This window comes from Kribbella sp. NPDC003557 (genome assembly GCF_040610805.1).
GTDB lineage: Bacteria > Actinomycetota > Actinomycetes > Propionibacteriales > Kribbellaceae > Kribbella.
In genome coordinates, this window is the sequence record NZ_JBEXMY010000001.1 from 67,652 (window position 1) to 90,874 (window position 23,223).

24 protein-coding genes are annotated in these 23,223 nt (G+C 68.7%); 12 read left to right on the plus strand and 12 right to left on the minus strand.

Features of this window, described 5'->3' with window-relative positions; translation table 11 throughout:
* Window positions 1-25: 25 nt before the first annotated feature.
* The 3 genes from ABZW60_RS00285 to ABZW60_RS00295 form a co-directional block, all read right to left on the minus strand.
* Window positions 26-1,471 (minus strand): amidohydrolase family protein, encoded by a 1,446-nt coding sequence (locus ABZW60_RS00285; protein ID WP_355472424.1) that lies wholly within the window; start codon window positions 1,469-1,471, stop codon window positions 26-28.
* 66 nt (window positions 1,472-1,537) lie between these two features.
* On the minus strand, window positions 1,538-2,983 hold the full coding sequence (locus ABZW60_RS00290) for a serine hydrolase domain-containing protein (RefSeq protein WP_355472425.1): 1,446 nt from the start codon (window positions 2,981-2,983) through the stop codon (window positions 1,538-1,540).
* A 136-nt stretch (window positions 2,984-3,119) separates the two neighbouring features.
* Window positions 3,120-4,325: a helix-turn-helix domain-containing protein gene (locus ABZW60_RS00295; protein ID WP_355472427.1), complete on the minus strand. Its 1,206-nt coding sequence runs from the start codon at window positions 4,323-4,325 to the stop codon at window positions 3,120-3,122.
* A 231-nt stretch (window positions 4,326-4,556) separates the two neighbouring features.
* Here ABZW60_RS00295 and ABZW60_RS00300 point away from each other — a divergent pair, with 231 nt between their 5' ends.
* The 3 genes from ABZW60_RS00300 (at window position 4,557) to ABZW60_RS00310 (ending at window position 7,070) form a co-directional block, all read left to right on the plus strand.
* The gene (locus ABZW60_RS00300; protein ID WP_355472429.1) at window positions 4,557-5,780 is read left to right on the plus strand and encodes an MFS transporter; all 1,224 of its coding nucleotides are present in this window, start codon (window positions 4,557-4,559) and stop codon (window positions 5,778-5,780) included.
* A gap of 4 nt (window positions 5,781-5,784) precedes the next feature.
* On the plus strand, window positions 5,785-6,165 hold the full coding sequence (locus ABZW60_RS00305) for a GNAT family N-acetyltransferase (RefSeq protein WP_355472431.1): 381 nt from the start codon (window positions 5,785-5,787) through the stop codon (window positions 6,163-6,165).
* A gap of 131 nt (window positions 6,166-6,296) precedes the next feature.
* Entirely contained in the window at window positions 6,297-7,070 is a 774-nt protein-coding gene (locus ABZW60_RS00310; protein ID WP_355472433.1) for a GNAT family N-acetyltransferase, read from the plus strand.
* Between the two features lie 26 nt (window positions 7,071-7,096).
* Here the strand turns inward: ABZW60_RS00310 and ABZW60_RS00315 are convergent, their stop codons facing one another.
* Window positions 7,097-7,735 carry a TetR/AcrR family transcriptional regulator gene (locus ABZW60_RS00315; RefSeq protein ID WP_355472435.1) on the minus strand — a complete coding sequence of 213 codons (639 nt, stop codon included), beginning with the start codon at window positions 7,733-7,735 and terminating at the stop codon, window positions 7,097-7,099.
* A gap of 151 nt (window positions 7,736-7,886) precedes the next feature.
* Here ABZW60_RS00315 and ABZW60_RS00320 point away from each other — a divergent pair, with 151 nt between their 5' ends.
* From ABZW60_RS00320 to ABZW60_RS00330, 3 genes are read left to right on the plus strand one after another with little or no spacing between them, the layout of a single operon-like run.
* On the plus strand, window positions 7,887-8,327 hold the full coding sequence (locus tag ABZW60_RS00320; RefSeq protein WP_355472437.1) for a DUF5709 domain-containing protein: 441 nt from the start codon (window positions 7,887-7,889) through the stop codon (window positions 8,325-8,327).
* A gap of 25 nt (window positions 8,328-8,352) precedes the next feature.
* Complete coding sequence (locus tag ABZW60_RS00325; protein ID WP_355472439.1) at window positions 8,353-9,390, plus strand: GNAT family N-acetyltransferase; 1,038 nt, start codon at window positions 8,353-8,355, stop codon at window positions 9,388-9,390.
* Window positions 9,387-10,250, plus strand: coding sequence for an alpha/beta fold hydrolase (locus ABZW60_RS00330; RefSeq protein ID WP_355472441.1), 864 nt, complete (start codon window positions 9,387-9,389; stop codon window positions 10,248-10,250). The genes ABZW60_RS00325 and ABZW60_RS00330 overlap by 4 nt, the downstream gene beginning before the upstream one ends.
* Window positions 10,251-10,300: 50 nt before the next feature.
* Here ABZW60_RS00330 and ABZW60_RS00335 read toward each other — a convergent pair whose 3' ends face one another.
* The gene (locus ABZW60_RS00335) at window positions 10,301-10,936 is read right to left on the minus strand and encodes a sigma-70 family RNA polymerase sigma factor (RefSeq protein WP_355472443.1); all 636 of its coding nucleotides are present in this window, start codon (window positions 10,934-10,936) and stop codon (window positions 10,301-10,303) included.
* 159 nt (window positions 10,937-11,095) lie between these two features.
* Between ABZW60_RS00335 and ABZW60_RS00340 the strand changes: the two genes are divergently transcribed.
* Window positions 11,096-11,701: a uracil-DNA glycosylase family protein gene (locus tag ABZW60_RS00340; protein WP_355472445.1), complete on the plus strand. Its 606-nt coding sequence runs from the start codon at window positions 11,096-11,098 to the stop codon at window positions 11,699-11,701.
* Here the strand turns inward: ABZW60_RS00340 and ABZW60_RS00345 are convergent.
* Window positions 11,645-11,893 (minus strand): hypothetical protein, encoded by a 249-nt coding sequence (locus ABZW60_RS00345; protein WP_355472447.1) that lies wholly within the window; start codon window positions 11,891-11,893, stop codon window positions 11,645-11,647. The genes ABZW60_RS00340 and ABZW60_RS00345 overlap by 57 nt on opposite strands.
* Before the next feature lie 174 nt (window positions 11,894-12,067).
* Between ABZW60_RS00345 and ABZW60_RS00350 the strand changes: the two genes are divergently transcribed.
* Window positions 12,068-12,982 carry an NADP-dependent oxidoreductase gene (locus ABZW60_RS00350; protein WP_355472449.1) on the plus strand — a complete coding sequence of 305 codons (915 nt, stop codon included), beginning with the start codon at window positions 12,068-12,070 and terminating at the stop codon, window positions 12,980-12,982.
* 58 nt (window positions 12,983-13,040) lie between these two features.
* Here the strand turns inward: ABZW60_RS00350 and ABZW60_RS00355 are convergent, their stop codons facing one another.
* The 5 genes from ABZW60_RS00355 to ABZW60_RS00375 form a co-directional block, all read right to left on the minus strand.
* Window positions 13,041-13,424, minus strand: coding sequence for a nuclear transport factor 2 family protein (locus ABZW60_RS00355; protein ID WP_355472451.1), 384 nt, complete (start codon window positions 13,422-13,424; stop codon window positions 13,041-13,043).
* 38 nt (window positions 13,425-13,462) lie between these two features.
* Window positions 13,463-14,059, minus strand: a complete 597-nt coding sequence (locus ABZW60_RS00360; RefSeq protein WP_355472453.1) for a sulfite oxidase-like oxidoreductase — start codon at window positions 14,057-14,059, stop codon at window positions 13,463-13,465.
* Window positions 14,059-14,181 carry a hypothetical protein gene (locus ABZW60_RS00365; protein ID WP_355472455.1) on the minus strand — a complete coding sequence of 41 codons (123 nt, stop codon included), beginning with the start codon at window positions 14,179-14,181 and terminating at the stop codon, window positions 14,059-14,061. Before ABZW60_RS00365 ends, ABZW60_RS00360 begins: the two co-directional genes overlap by 1 nt.
* Before the next feature lie 42 nt (window positions 14,182-14,223).
* Window positions 14,224-14,358 (minus strand): hypothetical protein, encoded by a 135-nt coding sequence (locus ABZW60_RS00370; protein ID WP_355472457.1) that lies wholly within the window; start codon window positions 14,356-14,358, stop codon window positions 14,224-14,226.
* Window positions 14,359-14,445: 87 nt separating this feature from the next.
* The gene (locus ABZW60_RS00375; protein ID WP_355472459.1) at window positions 14,446-15,171 is read right to left on the minus strand and encodes a helix-turn-helix transcriptional regulator; all 726 of its coding nucleotides are present in this window, start codon (window positions 15,169-15,171) and stop codon (window positions 14,446-14,448) included.
* Between the two features lie 72 nt (window positions 15,172-15,243).
* Between ABZW60_RS00375 and ABZW60_RS00380 the strand changes: the two genes are divergently transcribed.
* From ABZW60_RS00380 to ABZW60_RS00395, 4 genes are all read left to right on the plus strand, one after another.
* A complete protein-coding gene (locus ABZW60_RS00380) occupies window positions 15,244-16,773 on the plus strand; it encodes an FAD-dependent oxidoreductase (protein WP_355472460.1) in 1,530 nt (509 codons plus the stop codon).
* Complete coding sequence (locus tag ABZW60_RS00385) at window positions 16,766-17,893, plus strand: cellulase family glycosylhydrolase (RefSeq protein WP_355472461.1); 1,128 nt, start codon at window positions 16,766-16,768, stop codon at window positions 17,891-17,893. The genes ABZW60_RS00380 and ABZW60_RS00385 overlap by 8 nt, the downstream gene beginning before the upstream one ends.
* 60 nt (window positions 17,894-17,953) lie before the next feature.
* Entirely contained in the window at window positions 17,954-20,509 is a 2,556-nt protein-coding gene (locus ABZW60_RS00390; protein ID WP_355472463.1) for a glycosyl hydrolase, read from the plus strand.
* A gap of 128 nt (window positions 20,510-20,637) precedes the next feature.
* Complete coding sequence (locus ABZW60_RS00395) at window positions 20,638-21,597, plus strand: hypothetical protein (protein ID WP_355472465.1); 960 nt, start codon at window positions 20,638-20,640, stop codon at window positions 21,595-21,597.
* A 46-nt stretch (window positions 21,598-21,643) separates the two neighbouring features.
* On the opposite strand, the gene ABZW60_RS00400 is transcribed toward ABZW60_RS00395, so the two are convergent.
* Window positions 21,644-23,164 (minus strand): alpha-L-arabinofuranosidase C-terminal domain-containing protein, encoded by a 1,521-nt coding sequence (locus ABZW60_RS00400; RefSeq protein WP_355472467.1) that lies wholly within the window; start codon window positions 23,162-23,164, stop codon window positions 21,644-21,646.
* Window positions 23,165-23,223 lie beyond the last annotated feature (59 nt).

Genomic DNA, 23,223 nt, shown 5'->3' on the forward strand with positions numbered 1-23,223 from the left:
TTGTACCGAAGTCCGACCCCGGCCGTCAGTGCGTTCCGTTCGTACAGGCAGGACAACCGGGCAGTCGCGCACCATGGTGGAGGAACTTCTTGTGGTGGGCCTCTTCCTCGAGCGGAGGACGAAGGTCCGCGGTCAGCAGCGGCTGCTCCGGGAGCGCGTCGAGATTCACCACTGCGCCGTCCTTGATGACGGCGTGGATGCTCTGGTAGTTCTTGGCGCCCTGCAAGGGATCCTCGTCGAGCACCACCATGTCGGCGATCTTGCCCGCCTCGAGGGTTCCGAGATCGTCGTCGACCTGGTAGGCCTTCGCGATGTTGCGTGTCGCCGCGTGCAGCAACGCCATCGGCGACAGGCCCTTCTCCTCCATGGCGCGAAGCCAGACGAAATGCCCCGTCGCCAGCCGCCCCAGGCCCTCGTCCTCCGGCAATCCGTTCCACGTGCCCTTGATCAGCGGCTCGTTCATCACTTCCGGAGCGAGGATCCCGCCGTCGTTCGCGAGCAGGATCGTCGCCCCGGCGCTGATGAGATTGCGGGCGTTGGCATCCGAGGCCTTCCACATCGTCCATTCGAAGTCCGAGACGGAGTCCTTCAGGATCTTCAGGCCGCTGTCGGTCAACGGAAAGACGACGGCGCCGCAGTCGCCCTGGGCGAGGAGTTCGAGGGTCTCGCGCGGGATCTCGGTGGGCCCGGTCGCGTTGCAGTGCTGTACGAGATCACAGCCGGCGTCGATCGCCATCCGCAAGCCCTCGACCGAAGAGGTGTGGGCCTGCGCGGTCAGCCCGGCCCGATGCGCTTCCTCGACGATGACGCGCTGCGTCCGCTCCGAGAACTGGATGAACGCGCCGGCCGAGGTCCCGCCGTGCTCGTTCGACGCGTACTTGACGAAGTCGATCCCACGCTCGATGTACGTGCGCACCTCCGCGCCGACCTCCTCGGGGGTCAGCCACATCAGATGCCGGCCGGTGTTCTCGACCCACGTCGCATTCACCCGGTCGACGAAATGCGCGCTTCCCACGCCGGGGATCCGCCGGTCGAAATCATCGGAGAACGGGCCGTCGAACCCGACGATGTTGCCGGCGCAGCGGATCCGGCTGCCCGCGACGAGACCCCGATCGATCCGGTCCCGGACGGCCATCAGTGCACGGCGCGGGCCCCAGGTGTCGAAGACCGTGGTCAGGCCGCTCTTCAGGGCGACCTGGGCGGCCTCGGTGATCAGGTCCTCGTGGCGGTCCTCGTACCGGACGAGCGTCTCGAAGAGGACGTTGACCAGGAGATGCACATTGGCGTTCATCAGTCCTGGGATGATGAACTTCCCGCTGAAGTCGACGACTTCGGCGTCCGCCGGGGTCGGCAGGTCAGCCGGCCGGCCGATCGCCACGATACGGCCGTTCGCCACCAAGATCGCGCGATCGTCGACACCCTTGTCGGACACGCCGTCGATGACGGTCGCACCGGTCAGCAGCAGTGGCATCGTCTTCCTTCCTGATCGGCTGCCTCCGGTTCTCCGGACGCAGCGGGTCGAATGGTCGTACGGCGGTCAGGAGCGGCCGTCGGCGTGTTCGGCCGTCGATCGGCTGACCTTGGGGATGAAGCGGAGCCCGGTATGAATGCCGCGCGGTCGTCCGTGCGCGGCGGGGAGATCGGCGAGGAGGCTGAGCCGGCCGTAGAAGCCTGTGGTGGTTCGCGTATCGGCGCCCTCGGGCACGAAGAGGCCGGGGGCGGCTGGTACGTAGGTGACGGTGGACGAGCGAGGCATCCCGTAGGCATCCAGGATGCGCTCCAGCTCCTCGTCGTAGAACGGGACAGCCGTCCGGACGAGCAGCTTGCCGTCGCGGACTTCGATGTTCTTGTCGACGTGAAACGCGGCGTACTCACCGGCTATTGCGGGGTCTGTCGCCGTCTGACCCCCGGTGAACAACGCGGAGGCCTGCCGCCCGGTGAGGTGCTCGATGACGGTCGTGTGCAGCGTGTCGTTGAGCAGTGCGTTGGGGCCGCTGACGAAAGTGACGATGACGGCGTCGTGTTCGGGGACGATGCAGAAGCTCGACGCGCCGCCCGGTGAACCGCCACCGTGCCACGCCGCCGTCGTACCGGCAATCGGATCCAGCCACCAGCCGAGGCCGATCGGCGGCGCCGAGGGCAGCCCGAGATCGAAGGTCGGGGTCAGCATCGCCGCGGCGAGCTCCTGCGACAGCACGCGCCGGCCAGAAGGGGCCACGCCACCGGCGAGGTGCATGCGGCCGAATGCCAACATGTCGGCGACCGTCACGATTGGCGTCGCGCCCGCCCCGGCCGCGGACTCGGGCAGGGTGAACAGCGACGTGGCCCGCAGCGACCCCGGATCGTCGGAGGCGAGCGCGCCGATAGCGGTGGGCCGCAGGAACGCCTGGGTCTGGACCGCGGTGGCATCGCGCATGCCGCAGGGGTCGAAGAGCTCGGCCTGGATCGCCCTCTCGTACGGGAGCCCTGTCTGCTTCTCGATGATCCGTGCGGCGAGTACGAATCCGGGGTTCGAGTAGTGCAGGCCCGTGCCAGGCTCGAACAGGCAGCCGAAGGCGGGCAACCGGGCGACGTACGACCGGGTGGCGTCGCGTCCCCGGACCGCGGCGGGCATCAGGTCGTCGGCGTCGATGCCGTTGGTGTGGTTGAGCAGCATCCGCACCGTGATGGCCTCGGCGGTCCCGGCCTCCGCGAGGGTGAACTCGGGAAGGTACCGGTGGACTGGTGCGTCGAGGTCGACGGCGCCGGCCTCCACCAGCCGCAACAGGGCGGTCGTGGTCAGCACCTTGGTGACCGAGCCGAGCAACCATCCGGTGTCCGTCGTGAACTCCTGCCCGGTGTTGAGGTTCGCGGTCCCGTGCGCGAGCGTGAACTGGTCACCGCCCACCGCGACGCCGATCACGGCCCCGGCGACGCCGGTCGCGGCGGACTGAGCCGCGAGGATGTCGGCGATGCAAGCACGCAAGGAGACCAGATCGGCCACAGCGAGTTCCTTCGGATCGGCTGACGAGGCACATCGGGGTAGGAACGACAGACTGTCAGCTCATCCTGGTCCGGGCACGCGCAAGACGTCGAGTCTGCTGCTTCGGAACTCGACAGTTGTCAATCGGCGGCTGTGATCAAGTCCGTCCCAGCAGTCGCGCCACTTTGATGCCGAGATGAAGAACCAACCGCTGCTCACCGTCGGAAAGGTCGAAACCGGTCAGCTGTTCGATCCGGCGGATCCTGTTGTAGACGCTGGCTCGGTGCAGACCGAGCTGCTCCGCGACCACTCGTGAGTCGCCGGCGCGGTCGAGGAACAGCTCGGCCGTGACGAGCAGTGCCGGGTCGGGAGACAGCAGCGCATCGATGGCAGGCAGCACCTTCAGCGCGTCCAGTTGCTCCAGCGGCTGGGACGCGAGCAGTCCGTAGATGCCAAGCGCGTCGTACGCCGCAACCGGCCGAAAGGTGGGAACGACATCGGCCACCCTGATCGCCACGAGAGCCTGCTGACAGGAAATCCCGGCATCCGCGAAGCGTTGCGTCGCTCCACCGACGCCTGCCACCACCGCACGCCAGCGGTCGCCCGCGCCGAGCCGATCCTCCACAGCGGAGCGGAGGTCGTGGGGCACCCGCGGGAACCGCTCGAGGGTGGATTGCGGAAGGATGAGGACAGCGTGGCGCGGCCGCACAAGAGACAAGCACTCCCTCGGCGGAAGCGTGCTCACCGTGGAATGGAGCGCGGCGCTGAGCGCCAGTCGATCCCCCTCATGAACCTCGTGGCCGGCTGTGGGCAGCGGCTGTACGACGACGGCCACGACACCACCGCGAGACGCGAAGAATCCGCCCTCGATCAGCCCGTCGGCCGCCAGCTGCTGCGCCTCCGCGTCAGGCGACAGGAGATCCCTGACCAGCTCACCGACGCGAGCATCCCGGAGCTCGTCGATGACCCGCTCCCGGAACAGCACCTCCCCCGCGTCGCCGGCGGCAACCGTTGCGACCGCGAGGTCCTGATCGGAGAGGCTCTGATCGGCGTCGATCAGCCAGAGATAGCCGAACTGCAAGCCCTGGTGCCGCACCGGGATGGCCACCCGCGGGAGCAGGCCCAGCTCCGCGTCCGGCGGCAGGCGGACAGGGCCGGACGCCTGGCCGAGCCGGAAACGACGCAACCAGGCCAGCCCCTCGGGCGGCGCTTCCCGGGTCAGGATCACCCGCGCACGCATGTCGTCGATCGCACCGACCTGTGCGCTGTACGCGAGCAGGCGGAAGCTCGTGTCGTCCACGGCCACCGCCCGCCCCACCCGTCGCGCCAACGAGTCCACGACCCGTTGCAGCTCATCGCTCACGCTTCCGTCACCCGATCCCATCAGGTCGTGGACGCGACAAACGTCGCACTGCGATGGTGGCACACACGACGCCATACGCATGCCCTGCCACGTCCCGTCAGTGTCGGCCAGTCCGGCCGCCTTACGCGCACAACGCGTTCTGCCGGTAAGACAGCACGGCGCGATCGACGCTGACCAGAGACGCCACGACGGTACGGCGTGGCGCGGAGCTCTGGAGAGAGGCGCGACTCGATGCACGACGTGGCACCGGTGATCAATCTGCCCCGCCGGGACCGAGGGCTCGCACTGGCGTTCGCCTCCGCGGTGATCGCTCTGCTGGCGACGTTCGCCGCGGTGGGGTCGACGATCCCGCTCTTCAACATCTATCGCGCCGAGGAAGGGTTCACCAACGCCGACATCTCGCTGACCGTCGTCGCCTACTCCGCCGCGACGCTCAGCACACTGCTCTTCCTGGGACGACTGTCCAATCACGTGGGCCGACGACCGCTCGCGATCGCCGGCCTGGGACTGCTCGTGCTGGCTTGCCTGCTGCTCCTGAGCGTGCACGCCATCGGCATCCTGGTCGCCGGCCGGCTCCTGATGGGCCTCGGCGCCGGACTGGGCAGCAGCACCCTCACCGCCTACATCGTCGACGCCGCGCCGACCCGGCCTGCCTGGCTGGCTTCCGTTGCCTCGAGCCAGACAGTCATGCTCGGTCTGGCTGTCGGGGCCATCGCGTCCGGCGCCTTGGTCCAGTTCGGGCCCTGGCCACGTGACCTCATCTACCTGGTGGTCATCTGCCTGCTCCTGCTGTCTGTTGCGCTCGTAGCGGTCAGCCCGGAGACCGTGGGTCCAACGCCGGGTGGTTGGCGATCGCTGCGCCCGAGCGTTCGGCTACCGGTCCGGGGCAGGCACCTGGTACCTGTCGCGGCCGCCGTGTTCCTGGCGACCTGGGCGACCGGCGCCTTCTACCAAGCCTTTGTACCGGCACTGGTCGAGGATCAGCTCCACACCAGCAACTCACTCGTCCTCGGGCTGGTGTTCGCCGCGTACATGGGCCCCAGCGCTCTGGGCGCTCCCCTCGGCGGCCGGTTCTCACCGGCAACGGCGCAACGCCTCGGCATGGTCAGCTTCCTGGTCGGGTGGATCGGCATCATCACGGCTGTCGCCACTGGAACGCTCATGCTGTTCATCGCCGCAACCGTCGTCGCAGGCGCCAGTCAGGGCATCGCCATCAGCGCAGCCACCAGAGGGCTGCTGTACGGCAGCACCCTGTCCGACCGGGCACCGATCTTTGCCGTGGTGTATCTGCTCAGCTACAGCGGCGCGACCGTTCCCAGCCTCGTCTCCGCCCGGCTCTCCGGCATCTTCTCGGTGCCGCACATCTCCCTCGGGTACGGTGGACTCGCCCTCGTCGCCACGCTGTTCACCGTCCTCGCCGCACGTAATCCGCAGATCCATGCTGTGAAAGGCTGAGTTGATGAGCAACGAAGAACAGGTGTCGGTGGCCGAGGAGCTGATCGACAACACCGAGCAAGGGCGCTTCGAGCTCTACCGCGGTGGCGATCTGGTCGGCTGGCTCTACTACACCCACCTGCGGCCGAACCGGTACGCCCTGCTGCACACCGAGGTCGACCCGAGTCATCAGCACCAGGGCGTGGCCGGCGCCATGGTACGGCGGGTGCTCGACGAGGTCCGCACCCGCGAGGGCACGGTCACCGCGATCTGCCCGTTCGTGGCCGACTACTTCTCGCGTCCGACGGCCGATGCCGATCTGCTCGACCCGAAGCATCCGGGCTACCCCGACCGTGCCACCGCCGAGGCGGCCCAAGCGAAGTCCGCCCAGCGGCCGACGTCATAAAGAGGTCCGACCGGTCCACTTCCGAGCCTGTCGACTCGCGTGACTTCCCAGCCTTCTTCGAGGGTGGCCGTGATGCGGCCATCCTTGAGAGGACGATATAGTCCTCTTGGCGCAGCACAGAGGGAGTGGCGATGACTGATCAGATTGTTCGGCCCGACGGAACGGGCTTCCACCTTGCCGGTGGCGAGCTGTCCGTGACCGACCCGGACGCGCGCACAGCGCACAGCACTCCGCCGGTCGACGTCAGCGTTACCGCGGGCTTGTTCGGCAACGCCGACGTGGACCTGACCCTGGCCAGCTGGAGCCGCACGCGGACGGACGATCCCGACAGCGTGCAACCGGAAGAAGGGCGCCTGGTCCTGCCGTTGCGGACACAGCCGGTGATGCTCAACTCGCTTCCGAGCAAAGTGCGGGTGCAACTGCGGACCGGAGCAGACCATCACGAAACCGACGGCGCCTGGCAGCTCGCCCTGCACTTCCGCAACCAGGCGGGATCGAGCCTGACCTGGCACGCCGATCTCCCCCTCGAGGCGTTCGGCGCAGGCTGGCTGGCTCCGTTGGCCGACCTGCTGACCATCGACGACGCGCAGGCCGTCGCGCAGTCGTCCTCGTCCCCGACCCTCACTCTGGTCCATCACGCGGACGACGAGTACTACGAGCTCCTCGTCGACGGTCAACAGGCCGGACTCCTCGTCTATCACCTGATCGGCTCGCACCTGTCCATTACCCACACCGTCATCGAACCGACGTACCGCGGACGCGGACTGTCGTGGGAGCTGGTCGGCCGCGCTCTCGACGACATCCGCACGCGGTCCGTGACGGTGTCGAACTACTGCGCGGTCGTCAGCCGCTTCCTCGGGAAGAACCCGCAGTACGCCGATGTCCTCGGAGCTCCGCGGCCCTGAGTACGGGTGAAGGAACGCGCGGGCGGCTACTTCTTGCCGGGCGTCTTGGCGTACGCCCGGACCGAGTTCATCGCCAGGTCGAGCGCGACCTGCATCGGTTCGGCGTCACGGGCGGCCTGGGCGAGAACGTACCCACCCTGGAGGGCCGCCATGATTCCCGTCGCCAGGGCCTGTGGATCAGCGGCGTCGGACAGCGTGCCGTTCGACTTCATCCGCTCGAGCGCTCCGGCCAGCAGCGAGATCCAGGACGTCAGGTGCGCCTCGAGATCGATGCGCGCCGCCTCGTCCTGGTCGGAGAGCTCGGTCGACAACGAGCCGAGTTCACAGCCGCGCGCCCCGCGGCGGGCCGTGACGCGCTGCAGAATGGCCCGGCACCAGCGATCGAGTCCGCTGAACGAGTCGACCCTGCGGAGATACTGCTCCTCACGCTCGAGGATCCGGCCGCCCCGCAGCGCGATCACGGCCTGGACCAGGGCACTCTTGTCGCTGAAATGCCGGTAGAACTGCGACTTGCTCGTCCCGCTCGCCGCGGTCACCTCGTCGAGCGTGGTCGCCGCGGCACCCTTCAGTGACATCAGCTCGTCGGCAGCAGCGACGATCCGCGCCCGCGTGGCCGCACCACGGGCGGTCAGCCGGCGATCGACCTCGTTCACTGTCTCGGGCACGCACCGAGCTTATCGGTCCCGGCAACGACTGGTCGGCCGTCAGGGCAGGATGCGCAGCGGTGACCTCGCTCGACGGTAAGTATCGCCACCGGACCCGACACCAACCCTCCTGAGAAGCCGGCACGCTGCCGGCCGGTCGGCGGGAGGACGGATGGGCGAGGTCAGTCGGGAGTATTACGGCAGTTACAGCGTGGACGACGAGGACCAGCTCCAGTCCTCCGACACCCTCGACGAGCGCGGGGTCGCCGACCTGCTCGACGAGGGGTACTCACCGCCGGAGAAGTGGTCGGCAGGTGAGGGCTTCGGGACTACAGCGGAGGAAGCGTTGCGGGGTGAGACCTTCGAGCAACGGCTTGCCCAGGAGGAGCCGGACATCGACCCGTACGCCGACCCTTCGGAGTATGTCGACGGCCCGGAGGTCGGCCGGGTTCGCGCCGGTCGTCTCGTAGCTCCCGACGAGGGGTCCCCTGTCGATCTCGAGGAGGAGCTCATCGCGTCCGACGCCGGGATCGACGCAGGCGCGGCAAGCGCCGAAGAAGCCGCGATCCACGTCGTGGACGACGAGCCGCTGGAGCTCGATGAGGTCGACTGACCGGCGTACGGAGGACTGCGGAGCGATGCGAACCCTGTTGAACGACTCTGAGCGTGACCTGGTCGTGGCCGAGAACGACGAGCTGCGCCGGTACGAGCTAGACCTCGCGGGAACGACAGTAGGGACCCTCGACTTCCGTGTCCTCGGGTCGCGGCGGGTCCTCGGGCATACGGAGATCGCAGAGGATCAGCGAGGCCGTGGACTCGCTACAACGCTGATCAAGGCAGTTCTCGGCGACCTCATCGCCGCGGGTGTCCAGGTCACGAACTACTGTCCGGCGGTCCAGCGATTCCTGCACAGTAATCCGGAGTACGACGTGGTGCTCGACCGGTCGCATCGTGCGGGCGGAGGGCAACAACCGGATCGTTCCGCGCCACTGCGCGATGTCGTGCATGCCCAGCACTCGAGACTCAGGGAGCTTGCGGCGCGTTCTCAGGATCCGCGCGTCGACGGATTCGAGAGGCGTCGTGTCACGGACCAGTTCGCGGCTGTCGCCGCACAGCATGCCGCGGCCGTCGCCGATGTCCTGCTGAGCGCGGCGCGGACGACGTCCGCCGAGGACGCCGCGGTTCTGCTCGACAACCTCCGGCAGTTCGAGCAGGCGCTGCGGGTACTCAAGGGCAGGGCGTACGGCGACGCGCGCTTCCTGGATCTCAGCGCAGCCGAGACGTGGCAAGAGGTGGAGCGTCTATTGACCGAGCACGAATCGTCGGCGACGAGGATCGTGGCCGGCCTCGAGCGGACTCGCGGTTCCGGGGACGCCACCGAGCTGGCGCGAGCCTTGGTGAAACGGCAGTGGAGCTCTCCGACCAGACCGCATCCCAACTCGCCGCATTCCGGAGTCGCCGGACGTGTCGCGCGCCGGCTCTGGCGGATCGCCGACTCGACGTGGGACGAGCTGGAGGGCCGCGGGCTGCCGGCTGAGCCGACGGAGCACGCCAATCAGCATTCAGCCTTCTCCCATTACCTCTTCGGAACCGCCGACGACGCCGACCCGAGTCGGCCGTCCTCGACGCCCACCTACGGCTCAGGTCCCGGTGGAACGAGTGCGGAGTGCCGATGACGAGTTTTCGGACCGTGACTGCGGGTGGATTGGAGGTCTTCTATCGCGAAGCGGGGAAGCCGGGCGCACCGAAGCTCCTGTTGCTGGGTGGATTCCCGTCCTCGTCCCATCAGTTCCGGGACCTGATGCCGGCCCTCGCCGACAGGTTCCACCTGGTCGCGATCGACTGTCCGGGCTTCGGGAACACCGAGATGCCCGACCCCGCCGGTTGGGACTACACCTTCGATCACCTCGCGGAGATCGTCGACGAGGCGTTGCTCGCCATCGACTTCACCGGACCGATGGGGCTGTACATGCAGGACCACGGCGGACCGATCGGCAACCGGCTGATCTCGCTGCACCCGGACTGGCTGCGGTGGCAGGTCATCCAGAACTCCAACATGTACGACGAGGGGTTCGCGGAGATCTGGGACGGGATGCGGCACGCCCTGTGGATCGACCGCACCGCTGCGAACGAAGCACCAGTCGACGCCTTGCTCCGACCGGAGACGGTCAAGGCGATCTATCTCACCGGCCATGCCGATCCGACCAGGATCAGCCCGGACAACTGGAACCTGGATCTGTACTTCCTGGCCCGGCCGAACGCGCGCCGGGTCCAACTGGAGCTCTTCCACGACTACCGGACGAACGCCGCGCAGTACCCCGCCTGGCAACGGCGGCTGCGCCGCGACCAGCCCAGAACGCTGATCTTCTGGGGTCAGGGCGACCTCTTCTTCACCCCGGCCGGCGGCGAGGCCTACCTGCGCGATCTCCCGGACGCGCGACTGGTCCGCCTCGACTCCGGGCACTTCGCGCTCGAGGACTGCCTGCAGGAGATCGTTGACGGCATCAACAGTTTCTACGACGAGACCGTCAGGTAAGGCCGAGGTACGTCGCGTTCGACACCACGCGCGTGATCGTCGGGTAGAGCTCAGACCGCCTGCCGCTCGTGCAGGTAGCCGGCGTCGACCAGCGTGGCGCGCAGCTTGCGGCGGGCGTCGTACATCATCTTGTAGATCGCGTTGTGGGTCGCGCCGAGCTGATCGGCGAGCACGTCGGTCGGCATACCGTTCAGCACCAGCGCGACGAAAACCGTCCGTTGCTTCGCCGTCAGGCTCTCGTCGACGGCGCGACGTACGGCGGTCATCAGGTCCCGGCTCTCGGCCTGCGCCTCCGGTTCGATCCCCAGCCGCGCGGGCAGGCGGTCCCAGTCCTCCTCGTCGAACGCGACACCGGACCGCTGCCAGAAGTGCCGGTTGACCTTCGCCGCCACGTCGAAGATCACGAACTTGTACGCCCAGGTGGTGAACTTGCAGTCGCCGCGGAACGTCTCGACCTTGCCGCAGATCGCCAGCAGCGCGTCGGCGGCGGCCTGGTGCGCGATGTCGTCCAGCTCCGGCCCGGCGAGTCGCATCCTCGCCGCCCGGCGGCCGGCTTCCGCTCTCGCGGCGCGCAGGAGGACGTCGTACAACCGTCGGCTCGCGAGCTCGCGCCGATCGCCACTGCTGCTCAGGTCACGAACCCAGGCGCGGTTCTCCCGGGCTACCTCGGCGGAGACGGACGACAACTCGGAAACCTCCGGCGACTAACGGAACGCTCAACCAACTAGATGGACGATACCGTCCATTATTGAGCGCGTCCAGCCAGCTATTGCTGGTACTCTGTGCTCAACAACTGGTCTATGTCGTCCCATTTCTCCGGGCGACCTACGCATCCGAGGAGTCCCATGGACGAACTCGCAGTACTGCGGGACGAGATCCGGAACGACGCGTCGAACGCCTGGGCGGCGGAGCGTGGGTACGAACCGATCTACTCCGCGTCGCCTCGGGCGAGGATCGTCGTCATCGGCCAGGCGCCCGGCCGGCAGGCTCAGGAGACTCGGATCCCGTGGAACGACGCCAGCGGGGTCAAACTCCGGCAGTGGCTGGGAGTCACCGATGCCCAGTTCTACGACCCGGACACGATCGCCCTGCTGCCGATGGACTTCTACTACCCGGGCAAGGGCGCGCACGGCGACCTCCCGCCACGCCCGGACTTCGCGCCGCGCTGGCACCCGCGGATCCTGCAGGCGATGCCCGGACTTCGCCTCACCGTCCTGATCGGGAGCTACGCCCAGAAGCACTACCTGGGAACCGGCGCCGGGAAGAACCTCACCGAAACCGTCCGCGCCTATCGCGAGTACCTGCCCGACCGCATCCCGCTCGTCCACCCCTCACCCTTGAACTTCAGGTGGCAGGCCAGGAACCCGTGGTTCGAGACGGACGTGATACCCGCCCTACAGACCCTCGTCGCAGCCGCCGTCCAGCCGATCGTTCGAGATGGCGGTCAGTAGGCCGTCGGTGGCTTCCGCGCAGGATTCGCAGGCTGTCAGGTGGGCCGCTGCTCCGGGGTACCGGTCGGCAGGGTCGGTTCCCGCCGCGAGTTGCTCGGCGTAGAGGTGCAGGACGGCCCGCGTCTCGTCGCAGCCGACGTCGCGCGGGTCGGTGGCAAGGAACCGCTCCAGCTCTGCCCGCCCCCCGCTCATGACCCTTCGTCACCTCTACCTGTGATCAGTAGCCCCAGCCGGATATTCGTTAGTGATCGGCTGGTCGCGGATCTTACGCCTCCGGGCGGCGTAAGACGGCCAGGGTGTGGTGTCGCCAACGCTTGTGAACCGAAAATGCCTTGTGGGCGAAGGCCGAGCGCTAGGAGGTGCCTGATGAGGGCGATTGTGGTGACGGACCAGGCCGCGGGAACGGCCGGGATGACCCTGGCGGAGCGTCCTGAGCCGTCGGCGGCGATCAACGACGTCGTCGTCGAGGTCCATGCGTCGGGCTACGTACCGACCGAGCTGGACTGGCCGTCGACCTGGACCGATCGGGCCGGCCGTGACCGAGCGCCCTCGGTCCCCGGGCACGAGCTGGCCGGGGTGGTCGCATCGCTCGGGTACGGCACGACGGGCCTGTCGGTGGGCCAGCGCGTGTTCGGCCTCGCCGACTGGCATCGGGACGGGACACTGGCGGAGCACGTCGCGATCGAGGCACGCAATGTCGCACCGCTCCCCGGCGACGTCGACTTCACCGTCGGAGCGAGCCTGCCGATCTCTGGACTGACCGCGTGGCAGGGGCTGTTCCAGCACGGCCGTCTTCAGGCCGGGCAGAGCGTACTCGCGCACGGCGCGGCCGGCGCGGTCGGCACGATGGTGACCCAGCTCGCCCGCGAGGCCGGCGCGTACGTCATCGGTACCGGGCGCGCCGCCGACCGGGAGAAGGCGCTGGAGTACGGCGCCCAGGAGTTCGTCGACCTCGCCAACGACTCGCTCGACGACATCGGTCGCGTCGATCTGGTGTTCGACGTCATCGGCGGCGACGTCCAGAAGAGCTCCGCGGCCCTGGTCAAGACCGGAGGGACGCTGGTGACCATCGTGGGGCCGCCCGAGGCGCGGCCCGCGGACGGGCCGGCGATCGACTTCGTCGTCGAGGCCGATCGCGCGCAGCTGATCGAGATCGTCCGGCGGGTGCGGGACGGCCGGCTGCGGACCAACATCGGGACCGTCGCGTCCCTGGACGACGCGCTCGCCGCGTTCAACCCGACCGAGCGGCTCAAGGGAAAGACGATCATCCGCGTGCGATGACCGGCGGCAACGGTGCTGGAGAACGGCTCGGTCCGTTCTCCAGCACCGTTGAACGATCTCAGGGAGCGATCTCCAGCCTGGCGATGAGGCCGTCGGCCAGGGTGAAGCGGTAGATGATGTCCACGACGCCGCCGGGGAAGTCGCCCTCCAGGTGGTTGGTGACGACGTACTGGCTGTCGTCGAACTTCTCGACGTGGCTGATCTCGACGGTGTAGGTGTACTCGCTGGCCTCGGCCTCCCGCCACCGGTGGATCTCGTCGTGACCGGTGTAGGTGGTGCCGTCGTCGTCCACGACCGTGGCGCCGGCCGCGAAGGCCGACAGCAGATCGTGAGCATTCGCCTTGCGCTGAGGATCAGCCTCACGCAGAAACTTCACGATCGCCACCGGCAGATGCTTCGCCATCTCGGCAGCACTCGGGTCGGACGGGTGCTGAATAGTCATCGGTTGCCTTTCTAGGTTGTCGGGCCACGCGCACCAGGTCAGTCGCCGTAGTAGCGCTGTTCCTTCCACGGGTCTCCGTAGTTGTGGTAGCCGAACATCTCCCAGAAGCCGGGCTGGTCCGCTTGGCGTAGCTCCAGGCCGCGGATCCACTTCGCGCTCTTCCAGAAGTACAGGTGCGGTACGAGCAGTCGCGCCGGCCCGCCGTGTTCCGGTGCGAGGGGGCGCCCGTCGTACTCGTCGACGATCCAGGCTCGTCCACCGCGCAGGTCGGCCAGCGGCACGTTGGTGGTGTAGCCGCCGTCGGAGAAGGCGAGGGCGTACGACGCCTGCGTCGGCGTCGCGTCGAGGAAGGTGTCGAGCGAGACGCCCGACCAGGTCATGTCGAGCTTCGTCCACTTCGTCACGCAGTGGATGTCGACGGTGAACGTCTCGTGCGGCAAGGCCTGGACTTCGGCCCACGACCACGACACCGGGCTCTCGACAGCTCCCTGGATCGTGAAGCTCCACGCGTCCAGGGGCGTGGACGGGGTCGGCCCGGCCGACAGCACCGGGAAGTCCCGCGTCACGTACTGGCCGGGCGGTACTCGCGAGGAGTCCGCAGCGCGCCGGCCGACGAACCCCCTGGTCACAGCCATCAGGCCTCCTCACCGAGGTGCCCGCGCAACAGCCGCTTCTCCAGCGTCGCGACGGCCGCCCGGTCGTTCGGATTGTTCAGCGGTGGCAACTGCACCGAATTGGCAACGGATTCCCTGGACATACCTCCCCAGTGTCACGGTCACCGCCGCACCTTTCCTCGCGACTATCGGTAACCCTCCGTAGGCGGGTCGGCTCGGTCGAGGGCGCGGCCGTACAGGGGTGAGCGCGCGCCGAACCAGGCGTCCAGTGCGGCGTCGTCGCCGAGTGCGCCGAACGGCGTGGCGGTGCGTTCGATCATTCGGAGCAGCGCGCGCAGGCGCCTGCAGCATTCACACATCCGGTCTCCCTCCCCGCTGGTTGTATCGGGCAACGAGACCCCGGCGTTTCAGAATCGGCTGGACCGGCGGTACGCCGAGGGGGATTGACCGGTGTGGTTGCTGAAGACGCGGCTCAGGTAGAAGGCGCTGCGGTAGCCGGAGCGCTCGGCGACGGTCTGCAGGGTGTCGTCGGTCTCGGCCAGGAGTTCGCGCGCCTTCTGGAGCCGGCGGTCCCGGAGGAAGCCGACCGGTGTGACGCCGAGCACAGCCTTGAAGCGGCGGGAGAGCTGCGCCGGGCTGATCTCGAGGATCGCCGCCAGGTCGGTGAGGGACAGATCCGGCGAGGTGAAGTGGTCGAGGAGGTACGTCGTGGCGCGGCCGACCAGCGCGTCGTCGTGGCCGTCGCGCCGGGCGCGCCGCGTCATCAGGATGAGGTCGGTGACGACGTGCGCGGCGATCACGTCGGCCTGGGCGTCGGCCGGCTCCAGCATCGCCAGGTCCGCGCGGAGCCGGTCGAGATCCGGGACGCGGGTGCGGCCGACGGGCGGCTCCAGGTCGGTGTCGAAGCGGGCGTGGAAGAACGCCGTCGGCCGCAGCATCCGGCGCCGCAGCGTCGCTCCGGGCGGGCACACGACGATGTCGCCGAACCTCGCCTCCCCCGCGGGACGACCGCTGATCTCGAACGCGAAGGCCCCGGTCCGCGGCAGCAGGAGGCACCACGTGGCGTACGTGTCGAGGCTCAGGCTGAACTCGTCGCGCGCCGCCGCGAGCACGTGACCATCCAGGACCAGCACGGCAAAAAAGTACATGGAGACGCTCGATCACGCCATGTTCGCGGGTATCCGGGCCGCGCGACAGTACATGCCATGACGATGACGGCCGACATTTGTGTGTACGGAGGAACGCCCGCGGGCTGCGTCGCCGCGATGACGGCGTACGACGAGGGCGCGTCGGTGATCCTGATCGAACCCGGCCGATGGCTCGGCGGGATGCTCGGCGCCGGGATCAAGCCCCGCCAGGACTGCCCGGTCCCGGCGGCCGTCGGCGGGCTGACCCGCGACGCGGTCTTCGGCTTCGGCGACAACCCGCGCGACGTAGTGCGCGCCTTCCACGACTGGATCGGGGCCGCGGACATCACGGTCGTCTTCGAGCACCGGGTTCGCTCGGTGACGCGCGACGGCACCCGCATCACGGCGATCCAGCTCGAGACGTCCCAGCCGGATCAGTGGGGCGTCCCCCTGCCGGCGGGCGAGTCGGTCCCGGACCTCGAGATCAGCGCGGCCGTCTTCCTCGACGCGTCGTACGAGGGCGACCTGATGGCGCGCGCCGGCGTCCCGTACCGCACCGGTCGGGAATCGCAGGACGCCTTCCACGAGGACCTCGCCGGCGTCCGCCCGGTCACGAACTGGACCCCGATCGACCCGTACGTCGACGGCGAGCTCCTGCCGCTCCTCGACAGCGACCACGGACTGCCGGTCGGCGCGGCCGACGACTACACCCAGGCGTACAACTTCCGCTTCTACGTCACCACCGACCCGGCACACCGCGCCGAGATCACCCCACCCGCCGACTACGCCGCCGCCGACTACGAGCTGGTACGGCGGTACGTCGAGCACCTGGCCGGCGACCTGGAGGCGCTGCGCGGGATCTTCCCCGGCTGGCTCAACTCGGGCGAGTACAACTACCAGCGCGCATCCCTGATCACGAATGCCCCGCTCGGCGTGAGCCGCGAGTACCAGGACGGCGACTGGGACGCGCGGTCCCGGATCTGGCGCCGGCACATCGACTACCTGCGCGGACTCCACCACTTCCTCTCGACCGACCCCTCCGTGCCGGAGGCCTTCCGCAAGGAGACGGCCGCGTACGGGCTCGACAAGAGCCTCTTCCCCGACACCGACGGCTGGCCGCCACAGCTGTACGTACGAGTGGCCCGGCGACTCGACGGCATCTACACGCTGACCCACGCCGACGTGGTCAACCGGACCGACCCCGAGGACAGCATCGGGCTCGCGCTGTTCGGCGTGGACGTCTACCCGGTACGGCGCATTCCGCACCGCGACCCGGAGACCGGGCAGTGGGGTGTCGCGACCGAAGGCGACATGTTCATCGGTGGCCACCTCGGCACCGGTCGCCCGTACCCGGTGCCGTACCGCGCGATCACCCCGAAGCAGACCGACTGCGGAAACCTGCTGGTCCCGGTCTGCCTGTCCGCCACGCACATCGCGTACGCCGCGACCCGCATGGAGCCTGTCTTCTGCGTCCTCGCCGAGTCCGCCGCGGTCGCCGCGGTCCAGGCGCTGCGCGAGCAGACCGACGTACAGCTGATCGACGCCGCGAAGCTGCGCACACGGATCGGCCGGCGCGGCCAGGTCACCACGTGGGGGACGCATGCCTGACGGGCCCGCGTTCGGCGTCAACTACGTGCCGCGCGACCAGTGGTGGAACGCGTGGGTCGACTTCGACGAGACGTCCGTCGCCGACGACCTGAGCGCGATCGCGGCGCTCGGTTGCGACCACGTGCGCGTTCAGTGCCTCTGGCCGGTGTTCCAGCCGTTCCCCACGGCGGTCTCGCCGACAGCGCTCCGGCGGTTGTCGACGGTGCTGGATCGCGCGTACGACGCGGGGCTGGACGTCTGGGTCACCGTGCTCAACGGGTTCCTCAGCGGCTGGGTGTTCCGCCCGGCCTGGATGCACGACCGGAACGTCTTCACCGACCCGCTGGCGATCGCCGGGGCGACGGCCTTGCTCGACGCGGTCGCCGAGGTCGTCGCCGCCCACCCGGCCGGCGCGGGGATCGACCTCGGCAACGAGCCGAACATGCTCGTCGGCAGCGAGCGGGAGCCGGTGACCACCGCGGATCTCGACGGCTGGGCCCGGACGATGATCGCCGCGGTCCGCTCGGCCGCGCCCGGCCTGCCCGTGGTACTCGGCGCCGATCATCAGCCGTGGACGACCGGCAAGATCGGCTTCAGCCGGAGTCTCCTCGCCGACGAGCTCGACGTGACGACAGTGCATGCCTGGCCCTACTTCAGCGGCTTCCTCGGTCACTTCGGCGAGCGCGACGACATGTCGTGGACGATCGGCGCCTACCTCGCGCAGGTAGCGGCCGCGCACCAGACGGCACCGCGCCCGATCTGGATCCAGGAGATCGGCGTCGCACCCGAATGGGTGTCCGAGGTCGACGTCGAGTACGCCGCCGAGCGGCTGATCCGGCACGCGCTGTCCGTACCCGCTGTGACCGGTCTGTCCTGGTGGGCCTCGCACGACATCCGGCCCGAGTACGCCGGCTTCAACTCGGTCGAGTACGAGCTCGGCCTGCTCGACGTCCACAACCGGGTGAAGCCCGTCGGCCGCCGCTTCGCCGACGTCGTCGCCGAGCTTCGGCGTACGCACGCGCCGCGGGCCGTGGCGGAGGGGGTCGCACTGCCGGCGGGCGCACCGGCCGACCTGGAGTTCGCGGACCGGTGGGCGAAGAACTGGGTGGACGGTCCACCTCGGGTGACGCTGAGCCGTTGACACCCGGCCGGTGCCGCAGCAAGGTGTGCGAAAGCGGTTTCGCATCCCTAAGGAGCCGGCATGAAACGCACTGTCGCCGTCGTCCTCGGCGTCCTCCTCCTCTGTTTCGGCAGCAGCACCCCCGCGCACGCCGCCGTCCTCACACTCACGCCCATCACCCTCGGCAACGTCTTCACCGACGGTCAGCAGGTGAAGATCGGTCTCGCCACCGACGCCGCGTCGGTCACCTGGTCGGCCGCCGACGTCAACGGCACCGTCGTCGCGACCGGCAGCCAGGCCGCGGCCTCCACGCTGCAGGTGTCCGTCACCACCCGTGGCTGGTACCAGCTGACGGTCCAGGCGGGTACGACGACCGCCCGGACCACGTTCGCGATCCTCAGCCCACTCAGTACGTCGGCGGTCGCCGGCCTCACCACCAACCGGATCGGCGACTTCGAGAATGCCAGCGAGGGCTGGACGTTCTACCCCGGCAGCGAGTACCCCGGCGCGACCGGAAGCTTCGCGCTCAGTACCGCGGACAACCACTCGGGCACGGCATCTGGCAAGCTGGCCGGCGACTTCAGCGCGGGCGGCGCGTACGTCAGCGTCAGCCGTCCGCTCCCCTCGGTGAGCGCCACGAGCGTCAGCTTCTGGGCCAAGTCGCCGAACCTGAGCTTCCTCACCTTCCGCCTGACCGACTCGACCGGGCAGGTCCACCAGCAGCGTCTGACGTTGTCGGGGGCAACTGGCTGGCAGCCGGTGGCCGTCACCCGGTTCGACGGCGGCAAGCAGTACGTGCACTTCGGCGGCGCGAACGACGGTGTCTGGCACGCCCCTGCCAAGGCCGTAGAGGTCGTGCTCGACAAGGCCGCGATCCCGGGGGCGACGAGCGGCAGCGTCACCCTCGACGACTTCACGCTCAACGCGCCGGCGGCCAAGCCGACGACCCCGCTCGGCAACTACGAGAGCGCGGCCGAAGGCTGGTCGTTCTACCCGGGGAGTGAGTTCCCCGGTGCGACGGGGAGCCTCATTTACGACACCGCCGGGCCGCAGTCGGGTGGTCAGTCCGCCAAGCTGTCCGCCGACTTCTCCGGCGGCGGGAACTACGTCGCGCTCCAGCGCACGTTCGTACCGGTCGACCTGCAGTCGCTCAGCCTGTGGGCCAGGACCAGTCAGGTCTCCGCGATCGGACTCCGCCTGACCGACTCGACCGGCCAGGTCCACCAGCAGCGCCTGACGCTGTCGGGCTCGACCGCGTGGCAGCAGCTCACCGTCACCCGGTTCGACGGCGGCTCGGCGTACCTGCACTTCGGCGGCGCCGACGACGGCGTCTGGCACGGCCCGGCGAAGGCGATCACGCTGACGCTGGACAAAGCCCTGATCTCTGGCGGCGGTACGACGGCCGCGCTCAACGTCGACGCCGTCACCGCGACAACGGCGCCGACGCTCCAAGGTGCCGGCACGCACTTCAACTTCAGCTGGAACCCCGACCTCGTGCCGCTCATCACCCAGGCCGGTGCGCGCGGCGGCCGGGACGAGGCCGACTGGGCCGGCGCCGAGACCGCACTCGGCGTCTACAGCTTCCCGGCGAAGGTCACCAGCTACCTGCAGTCCTGGCAGTCCAACGGCATCGATCCGCTGCTGATCGCCGACTACGGCAACTGCCTGTACGACTGCCCGGACCAGAAGTTCAACGCGCCGTACACCGACGCCGGACGAGCCGGATTCGCCAACTACGCGGACGCCCTCGCCACCCGGTACCCGCAGGTGAAGAACATCGCGGTCTGGAACGAGTGGGACATGAACGCGGCCGGCCCGTCGAACTTCACCCCCGACAGCTACCTGGCGTTGCTCAAGGCCACCTACACGAAGCTGAAGGCGAACCACCCCGGCCTCACCGTGGTCGGCGGCGGCGACAACGACGTGAACCAGCAGGCCTGGTTCCAGGCGTTCTGCCAGCTGGGCGGGCTCAAGTACCTCGACGTCGTCTCCATCCACCCGTACAACTTCCTGGGCGCCCCGGACAGCCTCGGCGCGAAACTCGACCAGATCCGGGCGACGATCCGGCAGTACAACGGCGGCGTCGACAAGCCGATCTGGATCACCGAGGCCGGCTGGTACACCTCCGGCGGCCAGGCACCGGTGAGTGAGCCCACGCAGGCCATGTACCTGGCCCGCGAGATGCTCGACGTGCCCGGGCACGACATCGACCGGTTCTACGCGTACGACTTCAAGAACGACGGCATCGACCCGACGGCCGAGCAGCAGAACTACGGTCTGGTGCACCACGAGAGCGACGCGCTCGGCAAGTACACCCCCAAGCCGGCGTACGTCGCCTACGCCACCGCGGCGCGTCAGCTCCGCGGGGCGACGTTCCTGGGCAAAGAGAACCCGGGCAACGGGCTGATCGACCAGGTGTACGCGGCCAACGACGGTACGCCGTTCCGCGCGATCTGGGCCACGAGTGGGTCGAACACCACCGTCACCGTCAATGCCACCGGCCCGATCCAGGTCACCAGCCTCTACGGCCTGCCGGCCACATTGACCCCGAACGGCAACGGTCAAGTAACGCTGACGGTCGGCGTCTGGCCGACCTACGTCTCCGGATCGGGCGTGACGTCGATAACTGCGCCGTAGGTGTAACGGCGACCCCTGCCGCAACGATGTGGTGGTTGCTGCCCAGCTCGCCGGCCCCCCGTCCGGCGAGCTGGGCCATCTCAGCGCGAGCTCGAGTTGTTCGAGACATTCCCGAAGGGCAAGATTCCATGAAACTGCAGCGCTTTGCGCTCGCACTGGCCGGCGCCGGGCTGATCGCCGCGGCCGCCGCCTCCGCTCCGGCCGCCGCCACCGGCCAGGCCGACCCCAAGCCGCGCTTCTTCAGCAAGTCCGGCCTGGCCAAGACGATGTCGACCTCGGCTACCAGCGAGGCCTGCGGCACCGCGGTCGGCGTACCCACCGCCGCGGGCACCATGCAGGAGATCGACGTGACGGCCGGCAAGCCGCCGACGTCCTTCTCCTGGGACCCGTTCAAGTACGTGGGCAGCCGCGCTGACGCGACGTGGTACGCGGCGTTCAACGCCACGGGCACCCAGTTCTACTTCTACGGGCTGCTGCTGCAGGGCGGGAACCTGTACCGGCACACGACGTACCTGCCGGCGGACGAGACCAAGCCGTGGGTGCCCACCTTCAAGAAGGTCGGACCGGGCTGGACGACGTTCAAGTCGATCGCCACGTCGAACTACAGCGTCGCCGCCCCGCGGCACGCGTACCTGTACGGCCTGAACACCAACGGCAGCCTGTACCGGTACCAGATGGTCGGCACCAGCTTCCGTGGCCTCGGCCCGATCCCGGGCTTCCGCGGCTTCAAGGCGATGACGGTGCTCAGCGAGACCGCGACGTACGACACGCTGCTGATGACCACCACGGCCGGCGCGCTGTGGACGGCCCACATCCCGGTCGCGGCCGGAGCCAAGCCGGTCATGAAGCTGATCCGCTCGTCCGGCTTCGCGGCGTACGAGTCCATCGTCGTCGACGGTTGCGGTGAGCGCGGCGGCTCGCTCGTCACCGGCGTGGACCACGACACCCAGTCGGCGTACCTGTACGCGATGAGCAAGGCGAACGGCTCGGCCACCGCGCTCACGTCGTACGGCAAGATCCCCGGCGTCTTCAACGGCGTCAGCCACGTCCTGCTCACCACGCACTACGACCAGCTGGTCGGCGAGTAACCCCTCGCAACCCCTCAGGGGCGCCGCGCACCCGCGCGGCGCCCCTTCATGTCGTCCTGGGACACGCGGTGACGAGCGGGGCCGCTGTCGTCAGTCGGATGATCGAGTACGAGCTGGGCGGCAGCTCCAGGCGGTGATCCTCGTCCAGCTTGGACTCCTCCGAGTGGGGTGCGACCCGGTCAGGGGCCGCGAGGGTGTTCATGGTCAGTGGGTCGCCTGTGTGCAGCTGGTCGACGCGTACGACGTCGGTCGCCAGCGCCTGGCCGAGGTCGATGGAAAGCTGGACGGGGTTGTCGCGGTCCCGGTTGACCACCGACAGCCAGACGGTCGAGCCGCCGGGATCGGCCGAGGCGCTGACATCGAGGGCCGGGACGTCGATCGGTGCGCGTTCCAAGGTCTCCCCCGGGACGGTGCTGCATGAGACATCCCCGGCCAGTGCGATTCGCCCGCTGTGGTGGCGTTGCATCCATAACGGCCAATAGACCGTCTCGCGTACGACCTCCTCGTCGGTGACGACCAGGGCACCGACAACGTTGATGGTCTGCGCGAAGTTCGCGAGCGTGACCGAGTCCGCCTGGCGCTGCAGGACGTTGAGGAACGACGCGACCGCAAGTGCGTCGACCGTGCGGTAGCGGGTCTCCCCCGGTCGCCACTTGGGGCTCATCTCGAACCGGGTCGCGTCGGCACAGTTCCACTCGGTGAAGGCCAGCTCGGGCTTCGGCGTGCCGGGCTTCTCCCGAGCCACCAGGTCCACGAGCCCTTGGATCGCGACGATCGCGCTCTCCGTGCGGTACGGCCCGCTGAGCACCCGCGCGTAGTCACCGTCGTCGGCGGTCGGGTCGAAAGGCCAATAGGTGTGCAGGGTCAGGTAGTCGATGTGCTCCCACGCCTCGCGCAGCAGGGCGAGATTCCAGTCGACCGCCTGGGTCGGCTCGAAGCAGCCGATGGCCAGCACCTTCAAGTCCGGGTCGAGCCGCTTGATCGCCTTGGCCCATTCCCGGCAGCGGACGGCGTTCTCCTGCGGCCCGACCTGGCCGAGCTCCCACGAGCCCCACTCCTCGTTGCCGATCTGCCAGTACCGGACGCCGAACGGCTCGTCGTACCCGTGGGAGCGTCGCAGATTCGCCCAGACGGAGTCCCCGGTCCCGTTGCAGTACTCGATCCAGGCGAGCGCCTCGCGCAACGACCCGGTCCCGGTCGTCAAGTTGATCTGCGGCTCGGCGCCGATCCGCCGGCAGTACGCCACGAACTCCGCGGTCCCGAACCCGTTGCCGACGTCGTACCCGAAGTGCCAGTCGACGGTGCGCTCACGCCGGGCGCCGACGCCGCGCTCCCATTCGTACGATGTCCCGGTGCAGCCGCCCGGCCAGCGGACGACGGGTGCGCGGAGCTCAGCGATCGCGTCGACGATCGGGCGGCGCAGGCCGGACGCGTCCGCCTGCGGGTGTCCGGGGTTGTGCAGCGCCTCGTCGGCCACCCACCGGCGGCGGGACAGGAACTGCCCGTAGATCTCCGGGCGGATCGTCCCGCTCACCGTGCCGCGCAGCCTGAACGTCGCATGCTTCATCGAGCCGCATCCCTCCGCCGGAGTATTTATCTTCCAGTCGAAGATAAATAGCCGGACCG

Excerpts from the sequence above, each read along its gene's own strand:
- ABZW60_RS00390 (WP_355472463.1), top strand. The coding sequence starts at position 17,954 with ATGAAACGCACTGTCGCCGTCGTCCTCGGCGTCCTCCTCCTCTGTTTC.
- ABZW60_RS00330 (WP_355472441.1), top strand. The coding sequence starts at position 9,387 with ATGACGAGTTTTCGGACCGTGACTGCGGGTGGATTGGAGGTCTTCTAT.
- ABZW60_RS00285 (WP_355472424.1), bottom strand. The coding sequence starts at position 1,471 with ATGCCACTGCTGCTGACCGGTGCGACCGTCATCGACGGCGTGTCCGAC.
- ABZW60_RS00340 (WP_355472445.1), top strand. The coding sequence starts at position 11,096 with ATGGACGAACTCGCAGTACTGCGGGACGAGATCCGGAACGACGCGTCG.
- ABZW60_RS00380 (WP_355472460.1), top strand. The coding sequence starts at position 15,244 with ATGACGATGACGGCCGACATTTGTGTGTACGGAGGAACGCCCGCGGGC.
- ABZW60_RS00360 (WP_355472453.1), bottom strand. The coding sequence starts at position 14,059 with ATGGCTGTGACCAGGGGGTTCGTCGGCCGGCGCGCTGCGGACTCCTCG.
- ABZW60_RS00370 (WP_355472457.1), bottom strand. The coding sequence starts at position 14,358 with ATGATCGAACGCACCGCCACGCCGTTCGGCGCACTCGGCGACGACGCC.
- ABZW60_RS00350 (WP_355472449.1), top strand. The coding sequence starts at position 12,068 with ATGAGGGCGATTGTGGTGACGGACCAGGCCGCGGGAACGGCCGGGATG.
- ABZW60_RS00355 (WP_355472451.1), bottom strand. The coding sequence starts at position 13,424 with ATGACTATTCAGCACCCGTCCGACCCGAGTGCTGCCGAGATGGCGAAG.
- ABZW60_RS00385 (WP_355472461.1), top strand. The coding sequence starts at position 16,766 with ATGCCTGACGGGCCCGCGTTCGGCGTCAACTACGTGCCGCGCGACCAG.
- ABZW60_RS00320 (WP_355472437.1), top strand. The coding sequence starts at position 7,887 with ATGGGCGAGGTCAGTCGGGAGTATTACGGCAGTTACAGCGTGGACGAC.
- ABZW60_RS00400 (WP_355472467.1), bottom strand. The coding sequence starts at position 23,164 with ATGAAGCATGCGACGTTCAGGCTGCGCGGCACGGTGAGCGGGACGATC.
- ABZW60_RS00345 (WP_355472447.1), bottom strand. The coding sequence starts at position 11,893 with ATGAGCGGGGGGCGGGCAGAGCTGGAGCGGTTCCTTGCCACCGACCCG.
- ABZW60_RS00310 (WP_355472433.1), top strand. The coding sequence starts at position 6,297 with ATGACTGATCAGATTGTTCGGCCCGACGGAACGGGCTTCCACCTTGCC.
- ABZW60_RS00395 (WP_355472465.1), top strand. The coding sequence starts at position 20,638 with ATGAAACTGCAGCGCTTTGCGCTCGCACTGGCCGGCGCCGGGCTGATC.
- ABZW60_RS00325 (WP_355472439.1), top strand. The coding sequence starts at position 8,353 with ATGCGAACCCTGTTGAACGACTCTGAGCGTGACCTGGTCGTGGCCGAG.
- ABZW60_RS00305 (WP_355472431.1), top strand. The coding sequence starts at position 5,785 with ATGAGCAACGAAGAACAGGTGTCGGTGGCCGAGGAGCTGATCGACAAC.
- ABZW60_RS00300 (WP_355472429.1), top strand. The coding sequence starts at position 4,557 with ATGCACGACGTGGCACCGGTGATCAATCTGCCCCGCCGGGACCGAGGG.
- ABZW60_RS00365 (WP_355472455.1), bottom strand. The coding sequence starts at position 14,181 with ATGTCCAGGGAATCCGTTGCCAATTCGGTGCAGTTGCCACCGCTGAAC.